Genomic DNA, 25,522 nt, shown 5'->3' with positions numbered 1-25,522 from the left:
GGGACGAGACTGTGCTCGCGTTACCACCCTGATTCCGTAAACAGACCATCTCAAAAAGACTGGTCCCGTTACGGCTCTCCGAGCCCTACTCAACTACAGCAGGGCGCCATTATAACGTATGGCGAACGGTGAATGCTTACACACACCAGATAAAATCCAAGCGCTTCAGCTCACTTCTCAGGGAGGATCTTCTGTCATGTTCTGAACGTTGGCTTGCACCGGAAAAAGGCCAACTCTCTGAGGAACAAAATCATGACGTACTCGTTCCCATCAACGAATTCCAAATGTTAAATTCATCGGGATATTAAATCAGCAGCTTCGCTGCCCTGAATAACGACTCATTACCCACAATGGATAACGTGATATTCAAGTATTTACAGTTATAGCCTGTTTAAAGGTAAAAGTCAACCCTGACAAGGACTAGAAATCGCTGTTCGGGATGACGATTAATAAATCTCTTTCATTTCACGCTCGCGCTCCAGCACTTCGCGTTCACGATTTTCAAGCGCTTCCCATCCGTCATGACTTAACAAATCAAGCTGCGCCTCCACCAATGTACGAAAACGTGCCCGGTAAATCGAAGCCTGCTTCTTCAGTTCCTCGACCTCCAACGCAATTTTGCGGGATTTGGACAACGCTTCATTCACAATACGGTCCGCATTTTTTTCCGCTTCCTTCACGATGAGCTGCGATTCTTTCTTGGCGTTGTTACGGACTTCATCAGCCGCTTCTTGCGCCACGATAATCGTCTTGCTCAGCGTATCCTCAATGGTCGAAAAATGATCGAGCTTGTCCTGAACATTCAACAGCTGTGTACTCAGTTCTTTATTTTCACGGATAACGCCCTCGTAATCCTTGATCACCTGATCCAAAAATTCATTGACCTGATCTTCGTCATAACCGCGAAGCCGGCGGGCAAATTCCTTGTTATGTATATCCAATGGCGTTAATGGCATGCCGTCCACCTCCTATAAGATTGACAAAAAAACATTTTCCGCGTCACGACGCTCACTATCATCTATCGGTCATCATACCCCGTTTTGTGAATACTGTACAGAGCAAAATCGTTCCAGTTCTTCGCTATAGCTTAATTCTTTCGACAGAAAGCTCGTGATTCCTGCCTCCAGCTATATAAACTTGCCAATTTTGACACGGAATCTTCCTTTTTTTGTCATTCCATCTGTTTCCAGCACTTTGAAACGTCCAAATCCCTGCATGGAAATAACGTCCCCTGCCTTGAGTAAAGTGGATGGATTCTCCTCCACCTTCCAATTCACCCGGCAACGTCCGGCGCGGATCGGAGTTAAAATCTTGCTCCGGCTGAGCTTGTACACATCACTGGCAATGCCGTCCAGACGCAAAGAAGCCACCGTCAGGTCCAGCGGCTCCAATGCAACATCCTTCGTCCGCAGATTTTCTGGAGGCAACAGTTCTGTCCATACATGAACACGGTGAACCTGCTGTAAATGCATCGTAATAAAATCGCTGATCTCTGAAGCCACCAATACATGGCACCCGTCGTCCAGCACATGAATATCCCCTATTTTTCCACGCTTGATTCCAAGTCCTAATATTGCACCCAGATAATCCCCGTGCTCCAACGTGTTAATTTTATGATCATCGGACGTGACGGAAAGAACCTGAATTCCCATATTCTCTCCGTCCACATACGAATAATCGGGCGCTATTAGCGCCCGCTTTCGTTCCGATGCCTCATAACCGCCATCTACCCTAATCGTGACTTTGTTTTCCTTCGAAGCAAGCGTCTCCAATATGTACAGTTGACGCGGGTCCAAAAAATCAGTCAGCTTCTGCTCATGGTAAGCCCCCGCATGACTGATCCATTCGGAAGCGCGATCTACATAATCCCGTTCATCCGGGTGAAAATGCTCATAAATCTCAGTTCGCATAAGTCCTCCTAGACGAAATTCCTAATTAAAGACATCAAACCATACGACGCAAAACGCAGAGCAATCAGCGCAACGATGGGTGAAATATCAATCATCCCGAAGATTGGCGGTATAAATCTGCGAAAAGGAGACAAATACGGCTCCACAAACTTGGCAAGTAAATCACCGATCACACTCTCTCTTGCATTAGGAAGCCACGACATCAGGACATATGCAATGATCATGTAAGAATAAATCTGAAATAGCCAACCGATTACCTCGATCAAGAAAAGCTCACCTCATTCTGTTAAGTTCTTGTTCAGTGTCAGCTAGTATTTCCGTAATGGAGCCTTGAATTTCAACCGTATCCGGTGTACACAGGAAAATATTATTGCCCACCTTGGAAATGCCTCCGCCCAACGCATATACAGTACCACTTAAAAAATCAATGATTCGCAGCGCCTGATCCTTGCGGATGCGTTGCAAATTGACCACGACGGTACGATGGGAACGAATATGGTCGGCAATTTCTTGTGCTTCATCATAAGAACGCGGCTCATACAGGACAACTTTCACATTTTTCTGTGAATGGATGCTGACAACATTATTGCCCTTCTGGTTCTTACGTTTATCAAAGCTTGGGGTTTCAATTTCTTGATCTTCCGGCGTATTCATAACCTCTCGCTCTACAACTTCCTCTTCTTCCTGAAGTCCCAGGAAGTTCATGAACTTATTCATTACGCCCAATGGAAATCCTCCTCTCGTCCGACCAGTACAGAACCAAGCCGTAACCAGGTCGCTCCTTCTTCAACCGCCACCTCAAAATCATTAGACATGCCCATCGACAGGTGAACAATAGGTTCTCTCGTTAAAGCTTGTCCATTTAACGCATCACGCAATTCACGTAGCCCCCGAAATACAGGCCGGGTATTCTCCGGGTCTTCCTCATGGGGAGCCATCGTCATCAAGCCAATCACGTCCACATGCTCAAGCTCACGAATTTGTTTCAAAAAAGGGACCACCGCCTCAGGAGAAAGACCATATTTAGAAGTTTCCCCAGAAATGTTAACTTGCACAAAAGCTTTAACCCTCAGTTCAAGAGCAGCCGCCTTCTTGTCCAATTCCTGAGCCAGTGACAGCCGGTCAAGCGAATGTATAAATTCAAATTTTCCAATGACATCTTTAACCTTATTCGTTTGCAGATGACCGATAAAATGCCATGTTCCCCGGTCACCCAGCTTGCTCCATTTATCCGCAGCATCCTGCCAGCGATTTTCGCCAACATGCTCCAAGCCACTGTCCAATACAAAAGCCATCGCCGCTGCCGAAACATATTTCGTGACAGCGATCACATTTACTTCTTCACGCGAACGTCCGCTGCGGGCACATGCCGCTTCCACACGGGCGTTCACCTCTTTAATTCGTTCCTCCAAAGACACGGGAGGACTCACCTCTCTTCCAGACCAATCCAGCTCGCCATTCTCCCTGTGACGCCGCCTTCCTTGCGATACGAAAAAAACAAATCGCTGCGGCTACTCGTGCATAAGGTAGTACATTCGATACGGCTCGGCAATATTCCTGCTTTCATCATAATGTGTCGATTGCATTGTTTCAAGTCAAGGAGCGTTTTTCCGCCGCCTAACGGGAAATAGACAGTGCTTTCCCATTTATCATTACCCGGGCAATCATGCTCCAAAACCCGAATTTGGCTCATCACATGCTCATCCACCTCGTATGACTTTGCACCAATGGAAGGGCCGATGGCTGCAAGCAAATCAGACGGCTGCGATCCATATTCGGTCTGCATCGTTTGCACCATTTTCAGTGCAATCTCGGCAACCGTTCCTTTCCAGCCCGCATGTGCCAGCCCAATCACACGCCGCACTGGATCACAAAAATATAACGGCACGCAATCCGCATAAAAGGATGTCAGTAAAATGCCTGGTACATCGGTCAACAGTCCGTCTGTATCCTGAAAAGCGGATGCACGATCCACAAAGCCGCGCCCGCGGTCAGCAGCCTTTACAACAGCAACGTGATTACCGTGCACCTGCTCTCCACAGGTCCAGGCTTCAGGCACAAATCCGAGCTGCTCCGCAATAAGCTGCCGATTGCGAATAACTTTCTCCGGGTCATCCCCTACATGAAACGCACAATTCAGACTTTCGTAAGGCACTTCACTGGCACCGCCATGGCGTCCGGTAAAACCTGCAGTCAATCCACGAACCTGTTTCTCCCAGGATTGAATATATAATAACTCTGGCAAGGGATGCGCGCCATCTGTCGTTGACGCGACACCCGTTGCTCCGGTATTCACTACAAACGGTTCCATTCGTTTTCACCTCTACTGCCCAGTGTACCAAAAAGCCGCCGCCGTGTCTTCACATAGCTGTCAAATGCACATATTCCTACAGCTCAAAATCCCCGTCGATCATTTCGTTCCTGGCGCTCAATATATATTTTTTCCTCACCATCACCCTGCTGCTCATGCAATCCCTCCAATCGTACAAGTACCACATCCGAGCCAATTTTCACAATGTTGCGCCAAGGAATGACCAGTTCGCTTCCCCCTCCAAACCAGCCCATAAAACGGCTGCTGCCAGGGACAACAATGGCCTCGATTTTGCCCTGTCGTACATCAATCTCCAAATCACTGATTTGTCCCAATCGTCGCCCATCTACAATGTTAATGACATCCTTTGTTTGAAACTCGGAAATTTTCATGGCCCTTACCGACGTTTCCGGTGCACTCACACGTATCACATCCTTTATTTCACTATATGAGAGGGAGAACCCAAAAAATGTCCTGTAAACGCAAAAACGATCCACGCAGGATCGTTTTTATCGGTATGCCTTCCAAGCTTCTCTTCCCTTAAGAACTACGACTTCACATGCTTTTGCATTTGCTGTATGGCCGACTTCTCTAATCTTGAAACCTGGGCTTGAGAGATACCGATTTCGTCGGCAACCTCCATCTGCGTCTTTCCTTCATAAAAACGCATGGACAATATCATCTTTTCACGCTGGCCCAGGCGATGCATCGCTTCCCGCAGAGCGATTTCCTCAATCCATGAGACGTCCTTATTTCTGTCATCACTGATCTGATCCATCACATAGATTGGGTCGCCCCCGTCGTGATATATCGGCTCGAACAGCGAAACCGGGTCCTGAATCGCATCTAATGCGAACACAACATCTTCCTTAGGCACGTTCAGCGCCTCAGAAATTTCAAAAATCGTCGGTTCCCGCGAATTCAGATTTGTCAGACTATCCCGCACCTGAAGCGCCTTATATGCAATATCTCGCAGCGAACGGGATACACGGATCGGATTGTTGTCCCGCAAATACCGGCGTATTTCACCGATAATCATCGGAACCGCATAAGTGGAAAACTTTACGTTTTGCGAAAGATCAAAATTATCAATCGCCTTCATCAGGCCGATGCATCCTACCTGAAACAAATCGTCAACAAACTCTCCCCGATTGTTAAAGCGCTGAATCACACTCAGGACGAGCCGTAGATTGCCGTTAACCAATTTTTCTCTGGCTGATCGTTCATTATTTTGCTGAAGTGATGTGAACAGCTCGCGCATTTCCACATTGGTTAGCACTGGCAGTTTGGCGGTATCCACACCGCAAATTTCCACTTTGTTTCGGGTCATCGTGTCTTACCTCCCAAGGAGCAACATTAATGTACATTATCTCCTGAGGGTGTTTTTTTATTCGCCGTTTCCATCGCTTCTGAATATTCCCAAACGTCATACCATTTTGTTGAATTCTTTCCGTAAGCGCTTTATAATACGTTTTTCCAGACGCGAAATATAGGATTGTGAGATACCCAACAGGTCAGCAACATCCTTCTGGGTCTTCTCTTCCCCGTCCTGTAAGCCAAAACGCAGCTCCATAATCAGTCGTTCCCGATCCGTCAGCTTATCCAGCGCCTTATGCAATAATTTTCGGTCAACCTGTTCCTCGATATTGCGGTAAATGGTATCATTTTCCGTTCCCATCACGTCGGAAAGCAGCAACTCGTTCCCGTCCCAATCAATATTCAAAGGCTCGTCAAAAGAAACTTCCGTTCTCGTTTTACTATTTCGGCGCAAATACATTAAAATTTCATTTTCGATGCATCGAGAAGCATAGGTAGCGAGCTTGATTTTTTTCTCGGGATCAAAGGTGTTAACTGCCTTGATAAGTCCGATCGCCCCTATGGATACGAGATCCTCAATGTTGATTCCTGTGTTCTCAAACTTACGCGCAATGTATACCACCAGCCGCAAATTCCGTTCAATCAACATGGACCGTACTGCTGCATCTCCGGAAGAGAGTTTTCCAAGCAAATACTCTTCCTCATCCCTCGTCAGCGGCGGGGGGAGCGCCTCGCTGCCGCCAATATAATAAATCTCTTCACTTTTCAACCCAAATAAAAATAAAATACGATAATATTGCAACTGTAAAGTCAACCTGATTTTCATCTTGAATTTCATCTGTTCCCGCATGTCATTCTCCCCCTTCTGAAAATGGTGCAAATTCTCGCTGCATCCCTTCATTCGTTACAGCCATAGCCTGATTGCCTTCAGACCTGATCGTGTGTCCACGACCATCGTCCTGCGTTTCAAAGTATGCTTCCTGCTTCTGGTCCAGCTCAGCAGCCCCCTCCGCGTGTGCCGTCACGTCCGGGTGAATAATCGCGCGGTATTTTCCCTCTGCTGACAACGTACCCCCATCCAAGCCGATCAGCACTCGATAATGCACATAGCGAGCTCCATTCATCACCACCTCTACGCGATCCGGTTTGAGTGCGAGCATAAAGGAGTGGTTACGGTTAATGCCACGATAGGGTACGAGACGAACTCGATCCTGCCAGTTGAACGATTCGTCTCCCAACTCCATCACCAGCTGATCCGCATTTCCCTCAGATAGCTTTTGGAGCCAGGAAGAGGGTAAATATGCCTCCCACAAGGCAGCCTCCATGACCATCACGGGTGTCCGTGTCAAAGGATCATGAAGTTGGTTCCCCGTATCCAACAAGCCTGTACACTCAATATGATCCTGCCCGATCCATACCTGCACCTCACCCAGAAATCCACTCATCCTTTCCGTACGCTGCTTTGAAGATTGCACAATACGAAAGAAAAGCATCACTCCGCCAAACGTGCATAAAATAAACCAGAATGCAATTTTCAGCTCAAAGGACATTCCACCTGAAGCCGTGTACCAAATGCCATTAAATAATTCCCCCGTACTCTGGAGTAAATAATGTATCCCCAGAATTCCTCCCGCTGCTACAAAATTGATCATATAAAAAGCACCCATTGTACGAAGGTACTTTTGCATGCTGCCAAATCCAAAAGCCACCAACAGCATAATGACCGATAATGCCAGCTTAATCAGGAACGTAAATAAAAAGGACAGCTCCGGCACAAACATCATGACCACGTACATCGCACCGATGACAGCCGAAGCAAGCAGCCGCCACCACACCAGACGAATTTTTCTCATCCAGGCGGTAGCCATCAGCAGTACACCATCAATGAACAAATTGGCCAAAAAAATTAAGTCGATATAAACAACCAAAGATTCACCCGCCCAGCGTTTGCAGGATAGGCTTAAGTATAGTAGTCATGCTGTTCAAAGTCTGTCTAACGATGGGGACGGTGACCGACTAATTTTGTCGGAAAGGGGAGAAGCACGGGAAATGGTAAAAATGGAGTTCTTACATTGGAATCGGCTAACGAATCGAACACAAGATGCAGAAAACAAAAGAAGCCCGTATCTCCAAGGAGAATACGGGCTATCTGATTTCAATCTAGTTATCGTTGTTATTATTGCGTGAACGGTTACGTAAAAATGTCGGAATATCGAGTTGATCACTGCTCTGAGTGTTGCCGAACGGACGCAAGTTAGGAGAACCCTTCTCCGCCGATTCAGGTGCCGCCGGGTTGGCAGCCGGTTTACGCCCCGGTGCTGGTTGGCTTGGTTTACCTTCAAAGCCAGTGGCAATGACGGTAACCTTGATCTCTTCTTTCAATTCTTCGTCAATGATAGCACCGAAAATCATGTTGACCTCCGGATCGGAAGCCGACGTTACAATTTCAGCCGCTTCATTCACTTCGTACAAAGACAGATTGTTACCGCCAGTGATGTTCATAATCACACCCCGTGCGCCTTCAATCGATGTTTCCAACAACGGACTCATGATAGCCTTGCGTGCTGCTTCAGCCGCCCGATTCTCGCCAGTTGCTTCGCCAATTCCCATCAAGGCTGAGCCACGCTCCGTCATGATCGTTTTTACGTCAGCAAAGTCAAGGTTGATCAGACCCGGTACAGCGATCAAATCAGAAATACCTTGTACCGCCTGACGAAGAACATTGTCCGCTTCACGGAATGCTTCCAGCATTGGGGTCTTTTTGTCCACAATTTCAAGCAGTCGATCATTCGGGATTACGATCAAGGTGTCTACCTTTTCTTTTAATCCCTCAATGCCCAGCTCGGCTTGATTGGAGCGCTTGCGCCCTTCAAATGTGAATGGTCGTGTTACAACGCCTACAGTCAGCGCGCCGCATTCCTTGGCAATTTCAGCAATGACAGGGGCTGCTCCGGTACCTGTCCCGCCACCCATTCCCGCTGTCACGAATACCATATCCGCACCTTTGAGCGTGTTCATAATGAGTTCACGCGACTCCTCAGCCGCTTTTTTACCCACATCCGGATTAGCACCGGCACCCAAGCCGCGAGTCAACTTATCACCAATTTGAAGCTTATGCTCAGACTTCGCTAAATGAAGCGCCTGAGCATCCGTGTTGACGGTGATAAACTCCACACCCTGAACACCATTTTCGATCATTCGGTTAACCGCATTGCTGCCGCCGCCTCCGACGCCGATCACTTTAATTTGAGCCAAGCTCTCCATTTCAAAATCAAATTCCAACATACTATTCCATCTCCCCCTCAATGTGCATGGATGGCCCGTCCATGATTGGCATAATTAGCAATGAACGTTATATAAACTCACTGAACATGTTTTTTAAGCGTTCAATCAACCCCTGCTTTTGCTCGCCTTCCGCAGCGGGACTACTCTTGGTTCGGTTGGTCGGCTTCTTGGAACTTCCACCGCTACTGCTGCTAACGCTGGTCGATCTTCCGCGATAGTAGCGAATGGCATTATGCAAGATGCCGACTCCGCTTGTGTAGCCCGGATCCCTTACACCGATAAAGTCCGGTACGGCGATCCTTACAGAAGCGGCCAGTTCGCTTTGTGCCACCTGAAGTACACCAGGCATGGAGACGGTGCCTCCGGTAAGTATATAACCCCCCGGAAGCTCTGTGTAACCCAAGCGCTTAACTTCCGCCTGAATGAGTTGAAAAATTTCCTGCACCCTCGGCTCAATAATGGCAGCCAAGTCCTGCTGATTGAATTCCTTATCGACATTACTACCGATACGGGTCACTTTAAAGACCACATCGGCTGCCGCATCATCATACCATGCGCAGCCGTATTTAAGCTTTACTTTTTCGGCTTGATCGGTAAGGGTTCTCAATCCGTAGGCAATGTCATTGGTTACAAATTCTCCACCGATGGGAAGTGTAGATGTAGCAACAATCGTTCCTTCCTGGAAAATAGCAACATTTGTAGAGCCTGCACCAATATCCACCAGCACCGAACCCATCACCTTCTCATCCTTCGAAAGTGACAATTGTCCGGCACCCAGAGGCAGTAGCACTAAATCTTTGATCCTCAAGCCGCCTTTCTCAACGCAGCGCAACAGATTATGTATCGGCGTCTTGCCTCCCGTAACAATCGTAGCTTCTACTTCCAAACGAACTCCGATCATACCTCGAGGGTCTTGAATACCTTCAAGGCCATCCACGACATACTGCTTGGCTACCACGTCAATAATTTCTCTCTCTGGTGGTACTGCAATAACTTCGGCTGCCTTGAGCACACGCTCAATGTCCTCCTCACCGATTTCACGGTCCTCGTTGGACACGGCTACTACACCATGACTATTTTGCAGGCCAATATGGTTACCTGAAATCCCCACATACACTTCCGTTATTTGAATACCAACCATGCGCTCTGCGTGATCCACGGCGTTACGGATTGATTGCACGGTTTGATCGATGTCTACAATTGCACCTTTGCGAATCCCTTCCGAGTCGGCAGATCCAACTCCAATAATATTAAAGGTTCCATTGTTCATTTCCCCAATAATAGCCCGAACTTTGGATGTACCGATGTCCAAACTAACAATGATGTCATTGTTGCTCAAGTCTGTGGCACCTCCTGACTCCAAAATGAATTTCGTTCTTTGAACACACTCTTTACATATTCAACATACTCCATGCTTTCCCTCTTTTTTCTACAAATTTTTTAGAAGCCAATTTATGGTTGTAGTCACATAAAAATTCGAAGAAAAAAGAAGGAGGCAAGTCTATTACCCATAAAATCAATTCTAGCATTTTTTCACATCACTGAGTAGTATCTTTTTCTTGGCCCTCTTCGCTCGTGTCCTGTTTGAACGGAACGTAGGAATCTGCCTCCAGCATGGTGATCAAACCGGGCTCTTCTGTTTCCAGCACCTGATTCAAATAGCTGATTTTAGAGCTCAGAAGAGAAACCGTCGTAATGACCTCAAATTGAGAGCGTGTATACATTTTTATGCGGTCCGGAAAAGAAGGGATCGGCGCGGGAATGATTTCCGAAATGTCGGCTGTCCATTCCCCCGGAATCCGAGATAACGCATCACACAGCTTTGCTTTGTAGGGATCATCCGATTTCCATTTGGTCAAAATGGGCTTCTCAACTGCAATTCCGCTGCTGCCCACGCCAACGCTTGTCCCATTTGCAAGAATGGCGCGCAGGCTCCCATCACTCTGCAACTCGTAAGCAACCGTAGCATACTCTTTAATATGAACAGCAATAACTCCTGGAAACTGCTTGTCCACTGTTACTTGTTGAATCGACTGAATCTCTCGCAGCTTATTGGAAATGCCTGAAGAACTGACTCCGAAATACTGATCCCCGATAGCCAGACCACTTCGATTAAGCAACTGTTCCCGAGTCGAAAATACATTACCGTCAAAACGGATTTCAGAAACACGGCTTAACGAGGAACGGAAAAAGAGAACAGCAAGCAGTACGATAAACAACAAAATGAGCAGGATGGCAATCTTCCGACTTGTTCTTTTTTTCATTCTGTTCTGTTTAAGAACAGGTATTTGAGCGTTTGGCATAGCTTCTCTCCACAAAAGCCTTTGGTCCCTCCGCTAAAGGAGGGACATTACAGGCATTAATTTACGAAATCCAGTTGCTCCGGCACCGGAGACTGACGGCTCATTCGTGCACCCAGTCCCTGGAAAAGACGCTCAATCCGGTCATACCCTCTGTCAATATGGTGTACCTGCTCGACAATGGTAAGGCCTTGAGCTGCCAGGCCCGCTATAACCAGCGCAGCCCCCGCGCGTAGATCGGTAGCCTCTACCGTGGCCCCGTACAGACGGGGAACTCCCCGTATAAAGGCGGCATTCGCATCAACCGTAATATCGGCACCCATCACATTCAATTCATCCACATGTTTGAATCGACTTTCGAAGACCGTCTCTTTCATCACACTAAAGCCATCTGCCAGAGAAAGCAGCACCATGACTTGTGACTGCAAGTCCGTCGGAAAAGACGGGTAAGGGGAGGTAACAATCCTTTCCACCGCTTTGGGGCGGCTCATGCAGCTTACGGTCATTATATCATTCAAGATGCCGATTTGAACACCAGCCCGCCTGAGGACGTGAATCAGAGCGGACAAATGGGAGGGATTACAGTGCGTCAACGACACACTGCCACGCGTGGCCGCAGCCGCGATCATAACGGTCCCGGCCACAATACGGTCGGGAATAACCTCATACGTACACGGATTCAAGGAGTTGACTCCCGTAATCGTAATCGTATCCGTCCCCGCTCCGATAATACGAGCTCCCATCGCATTCAGGAAGTTTTGAAGATCCTGAATCTCAGGTTCCCTCGCTGCGTTGGTAATCGTTGTCTGGCCTTCGGCCAACGCAGCGGCCATCATAATGTTTTCTGTAGCCCCCACGCTCGGGAAATCCAGATGGATATCCGTTCCAGTCAGCTTGCGGGCCCGAAATGTAATTTGTTCTTCTTTTTCCACGATCTCCGCTCCAAGCGCCTTAAGGCCCTCCAGGTGAAGATCAATTTTGCGCTCGCCTATAGCGCAGCCTCCCGGTTGGTAAATGGAAACTTCTCCATATCTGGCGAGCAGCGGTCCCATGAGAAAGATAGACGAGCGCATTTGCTTCATCAAATCTTCCGGAATCTGGAACGTTCGGACGGACGACGTATCCACGTATACCGTTTCCTCTTCATGTCGGCATGTACAGCCAAGTCTCTCAAGGATGTGCAGCATGACCTTAATGTCTAATAAATGGGGCACATTCCGAATTTCTACCTTACCTTGTGCAAGCAAGCTTGCCGCAAGAATAGGCAGTGCCGCATTTTTTGCCCCATGGATACGTATGGTGCCTGACAAGGGACGGCCTCCCTCAATCACCAATTTGTCCAATGTATCACCTCCGAGTTTACCGCTCACCCACTACGAAAACCTCCGGAACTAGCTTGATGCCGGTTTGAGATGATATTGTACTTTGAATATGCTTCATTAGGGTAAGCACGTCCTCTGCTGTCGCTTGACCGGTATTTACAATGAAATTGGCATGCTGTACGGAAACTTCAGCGCCTCCAGCCTTTAAGCCCTTGAGACCTGCATCTTCAATAAGACGGGCCGCATAGTCTCCTGGCGGATTGCGAAACACGCTTCCCGCACAGGCCAGCTGTAACGGCTGAGTCTGCCTGCGACGATCTTTGAAGGCCGCAAGCGCCGCCGAAATTTCCTCTCGGTCGCCCTGCTTCATCCGAAACACCGCTTCTGTCACCATTCCACGCTGCTCGTGCAGCACGGAGTGGCGATAGCTGAAATGCATTTGTTCGGCATCATACACAGCCAATTCCCCTGTATCCAGTACAATCTCAGCGGACTGGAATATTTGTGACACATCAGACCCATGGGCACCGGCGTTCATGTAGACAGCCCCGCCAACCGATCCCGGGATACCTCCCGCAAATTCGAGGCCGGATAGCCCCTGCTTGCTGGCCATGACACACAGTTTGACTAGTGACACGCCTCCACCGGCGACGATCCGTTCATCTTCAAAACGGACATAATCAAATCCCGGTCCCAGTTTGATCACGAGACCCCGGATTCCTTTATCGGAAACGAGCATGTTCGAGCCCCGTCCCAACTGCATCCACGGGATTCCGTGCTCGCCAGCCAGCCGCAGTAAAGTTGCTAGCTGCTCCTTGGTATCCGGGATGACAAGTGCATCCGCCGGACCCCCAATCTTCCACGTCGTATATTTGGAAAGCGGCTCATGCTCCAGCACTTTTCCGATATCATGCTCCGCTAATAATGGCATCCATTGCTGCATTTGTACTGAAACCTCCTTGTTGCTTGCCCCGCATGGTTGTATGGCTCTCACCTGACAGCCGGCAGCCTGAGTGATGGTCACAATGTATAGGGTATCTTATGTCAATACCATCCGGTGTGTGACAACCGCCCAGTCTGCGCTGCGGTCTAACTTTTACGGGCAAGACGCTCCATTTCTTTTACTAAAATATTAGCTGAATCAGGCTTGCCAAGCGCAGACGCTGATTCAGCCATTCGGCTGCGCAATGCCTCATCCTCCATGATCCCCGCAATGGATTGAAACAAGGACGAACCATTCAGGTCCTTCTCCACAATCATGACCGAAGCCCCTGCTTTTTCAAGTGTACGGGCATTGGCCTCCTGATGGTTGTTCGTCACATTGGGAGATGGAATCAAAATGGATGGAATACCCAAAGATGTGATTTCAGCCAAAAAGGATGCGCCGGCGCGATTAACGATTAAAGAGGTACAAGCCAGCACCTCCGGCATATTGTGAATATAGGGAAGCACATGCAGATGATTGGGTAGTGAGCCGATCTGATCCCGTATGCTGTCCAACGTCTGCTCATAGTAAGATTCACCAGTCACATATACAAAATGGACGTCTTTCAGTTGCGAAAGTTGCGGAGCCATTGCAATCATGGCATCATTGATGGCCTTTGCTCCCCTGCTGCCACCGACCACAAGCACGACCGAGCTGTTCATTGGAACCCCGATGGTAGCAAAGCCCCGGTCCCGGTTAGCCTGACGAACCGTTGTAGCGCGCGGATTCCCGGTGTACAGTACATTTTTAGCTTTGGGGAAAGCCCCTTCCGAGCCCTCAAAGCTGACAGCCACCGTATCCACGTAACGACTCAGAAACGCATTGGTCAGGCCCGGAATTGCGTTTTGCTCATGAATAATGCTGGGTATCCCCAACTTGGAAGCTGCATAGACGACAGGGCCACATACATAACCCCCCGTGCCGATCACGATATCCGGCTTGAATTTTTTCAATAATGCTTTGGATCTGCGGACCCCTTTGAAGAAGCGCATAATCGTTTTTATATTTTCCACAGACAGGCTGCGACGGAATCCTGTAATATCAATAGCCTCGAATGGAATTTTTTCCTGAGGAACCAGCTTACTTTCCAGTCCCCGCTGACCGCCAATGTATAAAAATTCAGCGTCCGGATCAATCTCTTCGCACTGTCTGGCTACGGCGAGCGCCGGATAAATGTGTCCTCCGGTACCGCCGCCGCTCAACACGACGCGCATAAACGTTCACCTCGCATAACGTGATAAATTCAGTAAAATGCCCAGCGCTGTTAGCATCAACGTTAGAGAAGAGCCTCCGTAGCTGATTAAGGGCAGTGTTATTCCTGTCACCGGCATTAAGCCGATTACGACACCTATGTTAATGACCACCTGTACGGCAACCATTCCTACAATGCCCACAGCGAGCAAACTGCCGTAAGTATCCGGAATGGTAATAGCGACGCGCATTCCTCTCCACACGAGAACCAGAAAGAGCGCCAGCACCGTCATTCCACCGATAAAGCCAAGCTCCTCCGCCAAAATCGAAAAAATAAAGTCCGTCTGCGGCTCGGGAACATAGCTGTATTTCTGGCGGCTCATGCCAAGCCCCAAGCCTGCCAGCCCACCAGGTCCAATGGCGTACAGCGATTGAATAATCTGATAGCCTGCACCAAGCGGATCGGACCATGGGTCCAGAAACGCAGTGATCCGCTGGAGCCGATAAGGCGCAGCCGCAATCAGTGCCGCAAATCCGACCGCTCCCGTTAATGCCAGCAATCCCAAATGCTTCATACGTGCGCCTGCCGTAAATACGATCAGCATGGACGCCCCCATCATCACTGTGCCTGTACCCAAATCGGGCTGGAGCATAATCAGGCCAAAGGCCAGTCCCATGAGTCCAAGCGGGGGCAGCAGGCCGTGCATAAAGGAATTAATATCATAATCCGGGCGGCTGAGCCAGCGGGCGAGAAAAAGAATCATGCCCAGCTTCATAAACTCGGATGGCTGAATGCCAAAAGAACTGATACCGAGCCAGCTTCGTGCACCGCCTCTGACTACACCAATACCGGGAATGAGTACGGCAACCAGCAGAGCGAGACAGATCAGCAGTACGACCTTGGCATACTTCTGCCAGATCCGATAGTCCGTTCGGGCAGTAAAGTACATCGCTACAAGACCTAGCCCGGCGAACAGCAATTGCCGCTTCACAAAATAGTAGGAGTCCCCGTACTCGTGAAAAGCGAGGACGGCGCCCGCACTGTATACCATAACCATGCCGATGGCTAACAAGCTCAAAATACAGACGAAAGCCATATATCCGGCGCTGGACGAGATTGCTTCATCAGGAGGCCACCCCTTGCATAAAAGTAGGGGCTTATCCAACCCCCCTACTTACAATTTATGCGCCGCCTCTTTAAAAATACGTCCACGCTCTTCGTAGGACCGGAACATATCCCAACTTGCGCACGCGGGTGAGAGCAATACAACATCTCCCGGCTCAGCAAGTTTAGCAGCCTTGTTCACAGCCTCCACGAGCGTAGCGGCGGCGTCCTCCCCATTATCGACGACCTCGATACGCTCTATTCCAGCCTGACGTGCCCGGTCTGCCAGCTTATGCCGAGTCTCGCCCAGCAGCACAACAGCCTTTACACCCTCCTGCAAGGACGGTACGAGCTCTGCATAATCCGAACCCCGGTCCAATCCTCCGGCAATCAATACAATAGGTTGCTTGAAGGAAGACAGCGCCATCATCGTCGCTTTGGAATTGGTTGCTTTAGAATTGTTGTAATAAGCTGCCCCGGCATGTTCTCCAACATATTCGAGCCGATGCTCCACTCCACGAAAAGCGCTTAGCGGTTCCGCCAATTCAGACGGCTCCACTCCTGCAGCAATAGCAATCGCGCAAGCAGCGAGGGCATTTTCCACATTAAAGCGGCCCGGAAGACCAATCTCGGCAACGCCTATAATCGGATGCACCACACCACTCGCATCGCGATATACGATGCTGCGTTCGATGTCATCCGTCACATCCGGTATGTATGGCGGGTCAGCGAACAACCCTTCCTGCAAACGTTCCGTCATTGAGAACGGGAGCAGCTTCGCTTTGATATAGGGCACAAGCTCCCGACAAACGGGATCATCCCAGTTCAATACCGCAGTATCAGCCGCCGTTTGATTGGCAAACAGACGCGCCTTGGACGCAACATAATCCTCCATGTCACCATGATAATCCAGATGGGTTTCAGCCACGTTCAGCAAGCAGGCTACAGCAGGTTTAAAATCCTTTGTTCCTTTTAACTGAAAACTGCTCAGCTCCACCACCATCCACTCGTCCGATCTGGCATCCACAGCGGCCTCACATAATGGCGTGCCGATATTACCAGCCACGATCGGCTTCATACCGGATGCCTCTAACAGCTTACCTACCCAAGTGGTCGTGGTCGTTTTCCCATTCGAGCCTGTAATCCCGATCATCGGCGCTTTGCATAGATGATAGGCGACCTCGACCTCGGTCACGACCTCAATCCCCAGTTCGACAGCTTTCTGCACTGGCGGGGCCGTATAAGGAATACCCGGATTTTTGACAACCAGCTTCACTCCCGGATGAATTAGCCCTTCCGGGTGACTGCCGCATAAAACGGAAATTCCCAAAGCCTCTAATTCAGAAGCTTCGGGACATTGTTCCCTGTCTTTTTTATCATTGACTGTCAGCTTGGCCCCGGCCTGGTGCAGTACCTTGGCGACTTGCACGCCACTTTTGGCCAGGCCTATAATAACGACCTCTTGCTCTCGGTATGTGTCTGGATGATTCATTTGTCTACAACCCCTTGTTGAGATAAAGTCCGAGTCCTGCCAGCAGCAGTCCTACAGCCCAAATGTAATAACTACGCGCCATTCGGACCAGCCGGACAGCTCGAAATGATGATGAATCGGGCTCATTTTGAAAATACGTTTGCCACGTGTTTAAAGGAAGCTACTTGCAAAACTACGGACAGCATTTCAATTACAAATACACCACCAATAATAATGAACAAAATTTCGCTTTGGTGACGATAGCGATGGCACCTATAGCGCCTCCGATTCCCAGCGAGCCTGTATCGCCCATAAATACCTTGGCCGGATGTGCGTTGTATACAAGAAAGCCAAGTACAGCACCAATCATGGCCGCTGAGCAAACCGCAGCCGGAAGCGAGGTTGCTTGAATAGCTACGATGGCATAAGCACCGAAGGCAATCGCACTGGTACCGGACAGCAGCCCGTCCAGCCCATCTGTGAAGTTGACGGCGTTGCTAATCGCCAGCATCATAATAACGATGAACGGATAATAGAACCAGCCACTCCAATCAAACGACCAGGAAGTTCCCGGAATTCCAATGGCAGTGCTGTGATCGTTACTCATCAGAAGCCAGCACATGATTCCACTGAACAGCAATTGCCCGAATAGCTTTTGACGGGCTGTTAGTCCAAGCGAACGCTTGAATACAATTTTGATATAGTCGTCCAGGAAGCCAATCAGCCCAAACCCAGCGTAGCAACCAGCAGGACGTAAAAATCCGTATTTTTAATCGCCGAAAACTTAAGAAAGGTCAGCGTAAAAGCCACCAGAATAACGATTCCACCCATAGTAGGCGTACCCGTCTTTTTAAGATGGCTTTGTGGCCCGTCATCCCGGACCTGCTGGCCGAATTTCATTCGCCGCAGCAGCGGAATGAGTATTGGAGCGGCAATGACCGCCAGTATAACGATACGACGATCGTCAGCAGTAATAATTGAATATCCATGGGAGTCTCCCTCTCGTCAACATCAGTTCTGTAGTGGACCGTTTTTCAGCGCATCCACAATTTCTTCCAGTCGCATCCCTCGGGATGCCTTTACCAGCACGATATCATCGGCACGGAGGTAAGCTTGCAGGTCTTGGATCAGGTTTTGCTTATCTTCATAAGCATGTACGTCATCAGACGGCATGGACGCTTGCGCCCCATGCGCAATGGACGTGCCCAACACACCGTAGGTGAACAGCACGTCTACGTCATGTTTCGCTGCAAAAGCCCAATTTCCTCGTGGAATTGCTTTTCCTCGGGACCCAGCTCTAGCATATCACCCAGCACGGCGATTTTACGTCCCTTCGTTTCGTAACCGGATAACGTCTGAATTGCAGCTTTCATTGAAGCCGGACTGGCGTTATAAGCATCGTTCAGCACGGTAAGCCCATTGGTGCAGCTCACGACCTCAATGCGCATGCCTGTCAACTTCAAAGCCGACAGCCCTTTGCGCACATGGTCTGCATCCACCCCAAAATGACGCGCTACCGCCAGTGCTGCCAAACCGTTCACAACATTGTGCTGACCAAGCAACGGAAGCCGGAAAGCATCCTTGTCGGATTGGGCCGTCGTGAACAAACTGCCTTCTCCATCCGTAGTTATTCCAGTTGGATAATCATCGTTATCCGCAGACATACCGAACGTGAACAGCTTCAAACCGTCAGGCTTAACCGTTTCGGGCTCCGCGAGCACTTGCGGCAATAGCGGTTCATCTCCATTGTAAATCAGCAAGCCTCCGGGTTTGAGACCGCTGACGATTTCCAGCTTTGCACGTGCTATTTCCACACGGGAACCGAGCTGGAGCAAATGCGATTCGCCAATGTTCGTAATGACCGCTACATCAGGCTGGGCAATATCCGTCAGCAGGCGAATTTCCCCGCGTCCGCTCATGCCCATCTCCAAAATGAGGATGTCCGTATCCTGCGGCATGGATAGCACCGTTAGAGGCAGACCGATGTGGTTGTTATAATTCCCTTCGGTTTTGTGTACTTTAAAGGTCGTACCCAACAGAGCGTTGACGATGTCTTTTGTCGTCGTTTTGCCATTGCTTCCGGTAATCCCTACGACAGGTACACCCGTCTCCCGCAAATATGCGGCCGCAAGACGCTGGAGGGTCACCAAGGTATCCTCTACTTCAATCACATTCCCTGCCGGGGGTGTACCGTGATCCTTTTGCCATAAAAAAGCAGCCGCTCCTTCTCCACTCACGATCTGCTGCACATAATCATGTCCGTCAAACCGTTCACCCGCGAGTGGAACGAACAGCCCCTGAGCCTGCGGCTTGCGTGAATCTGTAAAAACGCCCTCAACCATTCGTTCGGCGTCCGCCTCTATGTGAAGCGTTCCCCCGCTCATGGAGGCGATTTGACCGATTGTTCTTTTCATCACTTGGATAAACCCCTTATCGCTTCTTTGGCTACGATGCGGTCATCGAATTCATGCACCGTTTTTCCGATCAACTGGTAGGTCTCATGACCTTTTCCCGCAATCAATACTACATCGTCAGGGCTTGCCATTTCAACAGCTTTATGAATAGCAGCTCTACGATCTACGATCAGCTCGTAACGTTCTGCGGGTATACCTTCATCAATCAGTCCTTGCTCAATGTCTTTCAAAATAGCTTCCGGGTCCTCTGTCCGCGGATTATCCGAGGTAATAAAAGCATGATCGCTGTATTGAGCAGCAATTTTTCCCATCAAAGGACGTTTTGTACGATCCCGATCCCCGCCGCACCCGAATACACACCATACTTTACCAACTGCAAACTCCTTAACGGTGCGGAGCACATTCTCCAGTCCATCCGGTGTATGGGCATAGTCCACGATAACTGCAAATGGCTGACCTTCGTCTACAGGCTCTACCCGTCCGTCTACGCCTGCTATGGACTCCAAGCTGTGCTTGATATCAGGCAGAGCCACTCCTTCCAGCAAAGCGGCCGTGATGGCTGCCAATGCGTTATACACATTGAACTTGCCCACCATGCGCAGCTCAATATCGGTATCTCCTTTAAAAGTAGAGACATGGAAGGATGTGCCCTTGGCACCTACAGCGATATGGGATGCCTGCACATCCGACTCCTTTTGCACGCCGTATGTAATCACTTGGGCTGCAGTGATAGCCTGAAAATAGGAGGAGGCCGGGTCATCCGCATTCAGAACAGCATATTTACTGTCCGACGCATCCCGCGAAAAGGTATTTCCCAAGCGAGAAAACAACAATCCTTTGGCCGCACGGTACTCCTCCATCGTGTTATGGTAGTCCAGATGATCCTGCGTCAGGTTCGTAAAAATAGCGGTGCGAAAATCAGTTCCTTTCACGCGCCCTTGCTCCAGTGCATGTGAAGATACCTCCATCGCACAGCATTGGACCCCTTGCTCCGCCATATTTCCAAGATAGCGTTGCAGCTCTACCGCCTCGGGTGTGGTACCGGACATAGGGTAGGACTGACCACCGTAACGCATTTGAATCGTTCCGATCAGTCCAGTGTTCATTCCGGCATCGTTCAAGATTTTTCAATTAGATAAGTTATAGTTGTTTTGCCATTGGTTCCGGTTATGCCAATCATGCGCATACGGCGGCTCGGTGAATCAAACATATAATCAGCCAAAACCGCCATTGCGTACCGGGCATCCTTGACTATAAGTTGTGGTACAGGTACATTCAATTCCCGTTCCACAACCAAAGCCGCCGCTCCGGACGCAACTGCCTGCTGTGCATAATCGTGTCCGTCAACTGTAAAACCGGGCAGACACAAAAATAAATCTCCCTGCTGTACCCGGCGTGAGTCCGCCCCGATTCCTCGGCAGTCCACTGTACCGTCCCCCACAATGCGGGAGGCGGCCAGCAGTGAAGCCAATTGTTGAAGCTGCATCTTTCATTCCTCCATTGCTCTCTCGTTAATCTTAGTATGGGTATAAAAAGAACCTATCAATCCCCATATATATACGGATTGTTGATCCCCGCTCCAGCCGGGAGCCTGGCTTTGGTGCCTGACTGACCACCGTCTTGCCTGACCCGGATTTTACGAGCATAAAGTTCATATTCATATCTTCGTATAAATCAGCCACAGTAGCACCTACCAAATCCGGCACCGTATCAATTCGGTTTTCCCCGTACTTGTATTCCTTGGCAATCTGATTGGTGCGAGGTGGAATTTTCAGAGCAAGCAGCGAATCCCGCAAAATATTTTGCACGATTGGCGCAGCGACCACCCCGCCGAATTGAATGCCCTTCGGGTTATCCACAGCGGTATAGACGACAATTTGCGGATCATCCGCCGGGGCAAAACCGATAAAGGATACAATATGCTCCGAGGAAGAGTAACGTCCGTTGATCACCTTTTGCGCTGTACCTGTTTTGCCACCCACCCGGTAACCCTCAATAAAAGCGGGACGGCCTGTGCCTTTGGCTACGACGCTCTCCAGCGCTTCCCTCACCTGTCGGGAGGTATCCTCTGAAATGACTCTGCGCACCAGTTCAGGCTCTACTTTTCCAGCACCTTCCCTGTCTCTGGGCGAATCCAGCCTTTGGTAATGTGCGGTTTATACAGATTGCCGCCATTGATCGCAGCAGACACGGCCGTCACCTGCTGAATCGGAGTCACAGATACCCCTTGGCCAAAAGCGGTTGTCGCCAGCTCTACCGGTCCTACCTGGGGTAACTTAAATAAGATACCATTTGCTTCACCAATCATGTCAATGCCCGTTTTACTGCCAAACCCGAAATTGCGAATATACTTGAAAAGCGATTCCTTACCCAGACGCTGACCCAGCGTTACAAAGCCTGGATTACAGGAATTTTCCACGACTTGAAGGAAAGTCTGGCTACCGTGGCCGCCTTTTTTCCAACAGCGCAGGCGGGCCCCACCAACTTCAATGTACCCCGGGTCGAAAAAGCGATCGTTTTTGAGATCGACCTTCTTCTCCTCCAATGCAGCAGACAAAGTAATAATCTTAAAAGTGGAGCCTGGCTCGTATGTCATCCAAATCGGCAGATTTCTATTGTAAATTTCAGGTGCATATTGTTTGTATAGCGCAGGCTCATAGCCTGGTCGCCCGGCCATACCCAAGATTTCCCCATTTTTGGGGTTCATTGCGATGGCCAACGCGGAATTAGCCTGGAATTTGACCATGGCCTGGTCAAGCTCCCGCTCCATGATAGACTGTACAGACTTATCAATGGTCAGTTGCAAGTTCAGACCATCCTTGGGTTCAACGTACTTCTCAGAAGAGCCGGGCATCAGACGACCGCCTGCATCGGATAGATAAGCAATGCTTCCGTCAATACCGCGAAGCTTGCTATTATTCTTTTTCTCTACACCTGTCAACCCCTGATTGTCAATTCCCGTAAACCCGAGAATATGAGCCGCCAAATCACCATAAGGATAATAGCGTTTGTTGTCTTCAGCAACAACGATACCCGGCAGCTTCAAATCACGAATTTGCTGCGCTTTCTCCATCGTAATTTTTCGTCCGCCGGGCTGAAGTTTTTGGCTTGCTGTTCGTTTGGTAATCAGTTTGAGCACTTTATCCTCGCTCATATCTAGCAAGGGCGCCAGCCTGCGCGCCGTTTCTTCCGGCTCCTTGATCTGCACCGGTATCGCCATGACTGTCGGCGAAGTGACATTATAGGTCAGCGCCGTACCTTGCCGATCCAAAATTTCGCCGCGTTTGGCGGCAAAAGGTATATTTCGGCGCCACGATTCCTCAGCCTTGGCCGAGAGTTCGCCCCCTTTACCCAATTGAACATAGGCGAGCCGGACTGACAAGGCTGCAAACAGTACAAACAATCCCAGCAGCCCCCATACCAGCCTGCGCCGCATGGTCACGTTAGATTTCTTCAAACGCACTCCCCTCCGTTCCTCCAAATACTCATGACATGTCTTACCTCATGAATATTCAAAAAAACAGACGTTAGAACAAGCTATCAGTTATCCTCGCCTTTAATCGCAGCCGCGCTTTTTTCATCGGCTACAGCGGAGACCCCACCCTTGGAAGTATCCCCGTTTGAGCTTGCACTCGCAGTGGTATCGGTTTTTGCATCAGTATTCGTTTTTGCTGTACTGCCTGTTTGGTTAGTTGCTACGCCGGTAGTCGAGTCGGGTGTTTCCTCCGGCTTTACTCCGGTTACGGTTTCTTTGGCTGGCTGGAGTATCACACTAACGACCCGCTTGCCACTCACCATTTGTGCCTTTTGCGAGACAACATAACCTTCGCCGCTTACCTGAACGCCCACCTTCATGAGCGTCAACACTTGCAGCGTGTCACGCAACGAGACACCTGTAAAGTCGGGAATGGTCATGTTGGCACTATCCTCGGTCAGCAAATAAATGCGTTGTCCCGGCTTCATTTTAACGCCTGCCTCCGGGTACTGACGGACAATTTTGGAGCCTTTGCCGACCGTTTCATAGGCAATCCCCTGTTTGAGCAATGCGTTTTGTGCATCCTTCTTCACCTGACCGGTTAATTTTGGCACCGTCGGCAAATTCACCGTTTTCACAGCAGCACTATCTGATTTATTATTCGCTTTGGCTCCCGTTTTGGGAACCCCCATGTATTGCAGCGACTGGGATACGATTTCTTGAACACAGGGGCTGCTGCCGTACCGCCACCTACCGATTTGTTAGGTTCGTCCATAACAATCAGAACAGCTATTTTCGGATCATTCACGGGTGCAAAGCCGATAAAGGACACGACATCCTTCGAATGGTCATACACTTGCCCACGACTTTCGTCGCCGTACCTGTTTTACCAGCAACACGGTACCCGTCAATATAAGCAAGACGCCCGGTTCCAATTTCTTGGTCAGACACGACCTGCTCCAGATAGCTGCTGGTCTGTACTGCCGATTCCTGCGAAATCACCTGGCGGACTTCCTTCGGTTGAATCGTCTGTACTTCCCCTGTATCCGGGTTCGTAATTTCCTTCACCAGATGAGGTTGCATTAGCTTACCACCGTTAGCAATGGCCGAGATAGCCGCTACCTGCTGGATTGGCGTTACCTGAACACGTCCGTGTCCATATGCAGCCGTTGCGACTTCGGATTTGTATTGGGTGTGGAACGTAATGGCTCCGCTAGACTCACTCGGAAGATCAATACCTGTTTTGACACCAAATCCGAAGTTGTTGATATATTTCTTCAGCCTTTCGCCGCCCAGCTTATACAGCCCCAGATGGACGAAACCGACGTTACTTGAACGCTTAACCCCTTGAAGATAGGTTAACGTTCCCCAATTTCGACTCACGTCACGAATATCCCATCCCCAACTCGGATCATACCAGACTGATAGGTTTCATTTGGGTTGAATACCTTTTCCTGAACTGCCGCAGCCAAGGTTACAATCTTAAACGTGGAGCCTGGCTCATAAATGGACTGAGTTGCATTATTGCGGAAAAAATCCATTGACGATGTGCTCCCGTATGTATTGGGATTAAAATTAGGATAACTCGCCATACCGAGAACGTCCATCGTTTGGGATCTGCCGCTACAACCGTCATCGTTTTCGGATTGTATGTTGCAATAGCTTCCTGCATAGCGTCTTCTATATAATACTGAATCGTGTCATCAATCGTCAGCTTTAAATTCTTACCATTTTGTGCCGGTTCATAATTGCTCTCCGATCCCTGAAGAGGAACTCCCTTTAGATCCCGCTGATAAAGTAGCTTTCCGGCCGTGCCCGAGAGCTCTTTATTATAATAGGCTTCCAATCCATGCCTGCTGTACCGTCTTTCCGGTAATAGCCAAGAACATGAGAAGCCAGCTTATTTTCCGGATAATAGCGTTTGGATTCCTGAACCGTGTCCACAGCTCCAATCACTTTGTACTTATCCTTTAAATATTCTTTGAACGTATCCACCTGTACCTTGACCTCAGGATCTACCTTCCAGCCTCCATTACGGATCTCGCGGTTTTTTAAATAGTTACCGCCTTTGTCCTTGGCCGAAAGATGCTTTCTCAGTTCGTCCTCAGGTGTTTTGAGCAGCTGATGCAGTTTGGCTACGACCTCGTTTTCCAGATCATATTCCTGAATGATGCTTGGGTTGACCACTACCGTATAGGCAGGGGCATCTGTAGCCAGTACATTTCCTTTACGATCCGTAATCGTTCCGCGCTTGGGCTGGATCACCTGGTCTCTTTCCACCTGCGTAACTACCTGATTATGCCAGTATTCCCCGCTCACGACCTGAATCCAAAATACCTTAAGTAACAGAACAAGAAAAAAGAGGGTAATACATCCCCCTATCAGCAGTGTGCGAAGCTTTATTCTTTTGACCATAGCTCAACCTCTCTGCAAAAA

17 protein-coding genes, 6 pseudogenes and 1 other annotated feature (1 of these 24 cut by a window edge) are annotated in these 25,522 nt (G+C 49.3%); all 23 genes and pseudogenes read right to left on the bottom strand.

Features of this window, described 5'->3' with window-relative positions; translation table 11 throughout:
* Positions 1 to 283 (bottom strand) — a binding site (T-box leader); it reaches 4 nt to the left of the window's first position.
* Between the two features lie 163 nt (positions 284 to 446).
* A complete protein-coding gene (locus ASL14_RS22255; RefSeq protein WP_134913496.1) occupies positions 447 to 956 on the bottom strand; it encodes a DivIVA domain-containing protein in 510 nt (169 codons plus the stop codon).
* Positions 957 to 1,127: 171 nt separating this feature from the next.
* A complete protein-coding gene (locus ASL14_RS22250) occupies positions 1,128 to 1,910 on the bottom strand; it encodes a YlmH family RNA-binding protein (RefSeq protein WP_134913495.1) in 783 nt (260 codons plus the stop codon).
* A gap of 8 nt (positions 1,911 to 1,918) precedes the next feature.
* On the bottom strand, positions 1,919 to 2,176 hold the full coding sequence (locus ASL14_RS22245; protein ID WP_134913494.1) for a YggT family protein: 258 nt from the start codon (positions 2,174 to 2,176) through the stop codon (positions 1,919 to 1,921).
* 7 nt (positions 2,177 to 2,183) lie between these two features.
* On the bottom strand, positions 2,184 to 2,636 hold the full coding sequence (locus tag ASL14_RS22240) for a cell division protein SepF (protein ID WP_025684635.1): 453 nt from the start codon (positions 2,634 to 2,636) through the stop codon (positions 2,184 to 2,186).
* Positions 2,627 to 3,328, bottom strand: coding sequence for a YggS family pyridoxal phosphate-dependent enzyme (locus ASL14_RS22235; RefSeq protein WP_134913493.1), 702 nt, complete (start codon positions 3,326 to 3,328; stop codon positions 2,627 to 2,629). Before ASL14_RS22235 ends, ASL14_RS22240 begins: the two co-directional genes overlap by 10 nt.
* Before the next feature lie 8 nt (positions 3,329 to 3,336).
* Positions 3,337 to 4,221: a peptidoglycan editing factor PgeF gene (pgeF, locus tag ASL14_RS22230; RefSeq protein WP_134913492.1), complete on the bottom strand. Its 885-nt coding sequence runs from the start codon at positions 4,219 to 4,221 to the stop codon at positions 3,337 to 3,339.
* 83 nt (positions 4,222 to 4,304) lie between these two features.
* Complete coding sequence (locus ASL14_RS22225; protein WP_134913491.1) at positions 4,305 to 4,643, bottom strand: YlmC/YmxH family sporulation protein; 339 nt, start codon at positions 4,641 to 4,643, stop codon at positions 4,305 to 4,307.
* 125 nt (positions 4,644 to 4,768) lie between these two features.
* Entirely contained in the window at positions 4,769 to 5,551 is a 783-nt protein-coding gene (sigG, locus tag ASL14_RS22220) for an RNA polymerase sporulation sigma factor SigG (RefSeq protein WP_025684639.1), read from the bottom strand.
* A 96-nt stretch (positions 5,552 to 5,647) separates the two neighbouring features.
* Positions 5,648 to 6,388 (bottom strand): RNA polymerase sporulation sigma factor SigE, encoded by a 741-nt coding sequence (sigE, locus tag ASL14_RS22215; protein WP_014282431.1) that lies wholly within the window; start codon positions 6,386 to 6,388, stop codon positions 5,648 to 5,650.
* A gap of 1 nt (position 6,389) precedes the next feature.
* On the bottom strand, positions 6,390 to 7,466 hold the full coding sequence (gene spoIIGA, locus ASL14_RS22210) for a sigma-E processing peptidase SpoIIGA (protein ID WP_134913490.1): 1,077 nt from the start codon (positions 7,464 to 7,466) through the stop codon (positions 6,390 to 6,392).
* Between the two features lie 232 nt (positions 7,467 to 7,698).
* A complete protein-coding gene (gene ftsZ, locus ASL14_RS22205) occupies positions 7,699 to 8,823 on the bottom strand; it encodes a cell division protein FtsZ (protein WP_044649277.1) in 1,125 nt (374 codons plus the stop codon).
* Between the two features lie 67 nt (positions 8,824 to 8,890).
* A complete protein-coding gene (ftsA, locus tag ASL14_RS22200; RefSeq protein ID WP_134913489.1) occupies positions 8,891 to 10,162 on the bottom strand; it encodes a cell division protein FtsA in 1,272 nt (423 codons plus the stop codon).
* A gap of 199 nt (positions 10,163 to 10,361) precedes the next feature.
* The gene (locus tag ASL14_RS22195; protein WP_134913488.1) at positions 10,362 to 11,126 is read right to left on the bottom strand and encodes a cell division protein FtsQ/DivIB; all 765 of its coding nucleotides are present in this window, start codon (positions 11,124 to 11,126) and stop codon (positions 10,362 to 10,364) included.
* 56 nt (positions 11,127 to 11,182) lie between these two features.
* The gene (gene murA / locus ASL14_RS22190; RefSeq protein WP_187644771.1) at positions 11,183 to 12,493 is read right to left on the bottom strand and encodes a UDP-N-acetylglucosamine 1-carboxyvinyltransferase; all 1,311 of its coding nucleotides are present in this window, start codon (positions 12,491 to 12,493) and stop codon (positions 11,183 to 11,185) included.
* The gene (gene murB / locus ASL14_RS22185; RefSeq protein ID WP_134913486.1) at positions 12,483 to 13,388 is read right to left on the bottom strand and encodes a UDP-N-acetylmuramate dehydrogenase; all 906 of its coding nucleotides are present in this window, start codon (positions 13,386 to 13,388) and stop codon (positions 12,483 to 12,485) included. The genes murA and murB overlap by 11 nt, the downstream gene beginning before the upstream one ends.
* A 146-nt stretch (positions 13,389 to 13,534) precedes the next feature.
* Positions 13,535 to 14,644, bottom strand: a complete 1,110-nt coding sequence (gene murG, locus ASL14_RS22180; RefSeq protein ID WP_134913485.1) for an undecaprenyldiphospho-muramoylpentapeptide beta-N-acetylglucosaminyltransferase — start codon at positions 14,642 to 14,644, stop codon at positions 13,535 to 13,537.
* Between the two features lie 6 nt (positions 14,645 to 14,650).
* Positions 14,651 to 15,747, bottom strand: a pseudogene (spoVE, locus tag ASL14_RS22175) (stage V sporulation protein E).
* A gap of 49 nt (positions 15,748 to 15,796) precedes the next feature.
* Entirely contained in the window at positions 15,797 to 17,218 is a 1,422-nt protein-coding gene (murD, locus tag ASL14_RS22170; protein WP_134913484.1) for a UDP-N-acetylmuramoyl-L-alanine--D-glutamate ligase, read from the bottom strand.
* Positions 17,219 to 17,222: 4 nt separating this feature from the next.
* Positions 17,223 to 18,186 (bottom strand): annotated as a pseudogene (gene mraY, locus ASL14_RS22165) (phospho-N-acetylmuramoyl-pentapeptide-transferase).
* Positions 18,187 to 18,208: 22 nt separating this feature from the next.
* Positions 18,209 to 19,614 (bottom strand): annotated as a pseudogene (locus tag ASL14_RS22160) (UDP-N-acetylmuramoyl-tripeptide--D-alanyl-D-alanine ligase).
* Positions 19,611 to 21,097: pseudogene (locus ASL14_RS22155) on the bottom strand (UDP-N-acetylmuramoyl-L-alanyl-D-glutamate--2,6-diaminopimelate ligase). The pseudogenes ASL14_RS22160 and ASL14_RS22155 overlap by 4 nt, the downstream one beginning before the upstream one ends.
* A 31-nt stretch (positions 21,098 to 21,128) precedes the next feature.
* Positions 21,129 to 23,068: pseudogene (locus ASL14_RS22150) on the bottom strand (stage V sporulation protein D).
* An 83-nt stretch (positions 23,069 to 23,151) separates the two neighbouring features.
* A pseudogene (locus ASL14_RS22145) lies at positions 23,152 to 25,501 on the bottom strand (penicillin-binding transpeptidase domain-containing protein).
* Positions 25,502 to 25,522: the final 21 nt, after the last annotated feature.

This window comes from Paenibacillus sp. IHB B 3084 (genome assembly GCF_001447315.1).
GTDB lineage: Bacteria > Bacillota > Bacilli > Paenibacillales > Paenibacillaceae > Paenibacillus.
This window is presented reverse-complemented; position numbering and strand designations above follow the sequence as displayed.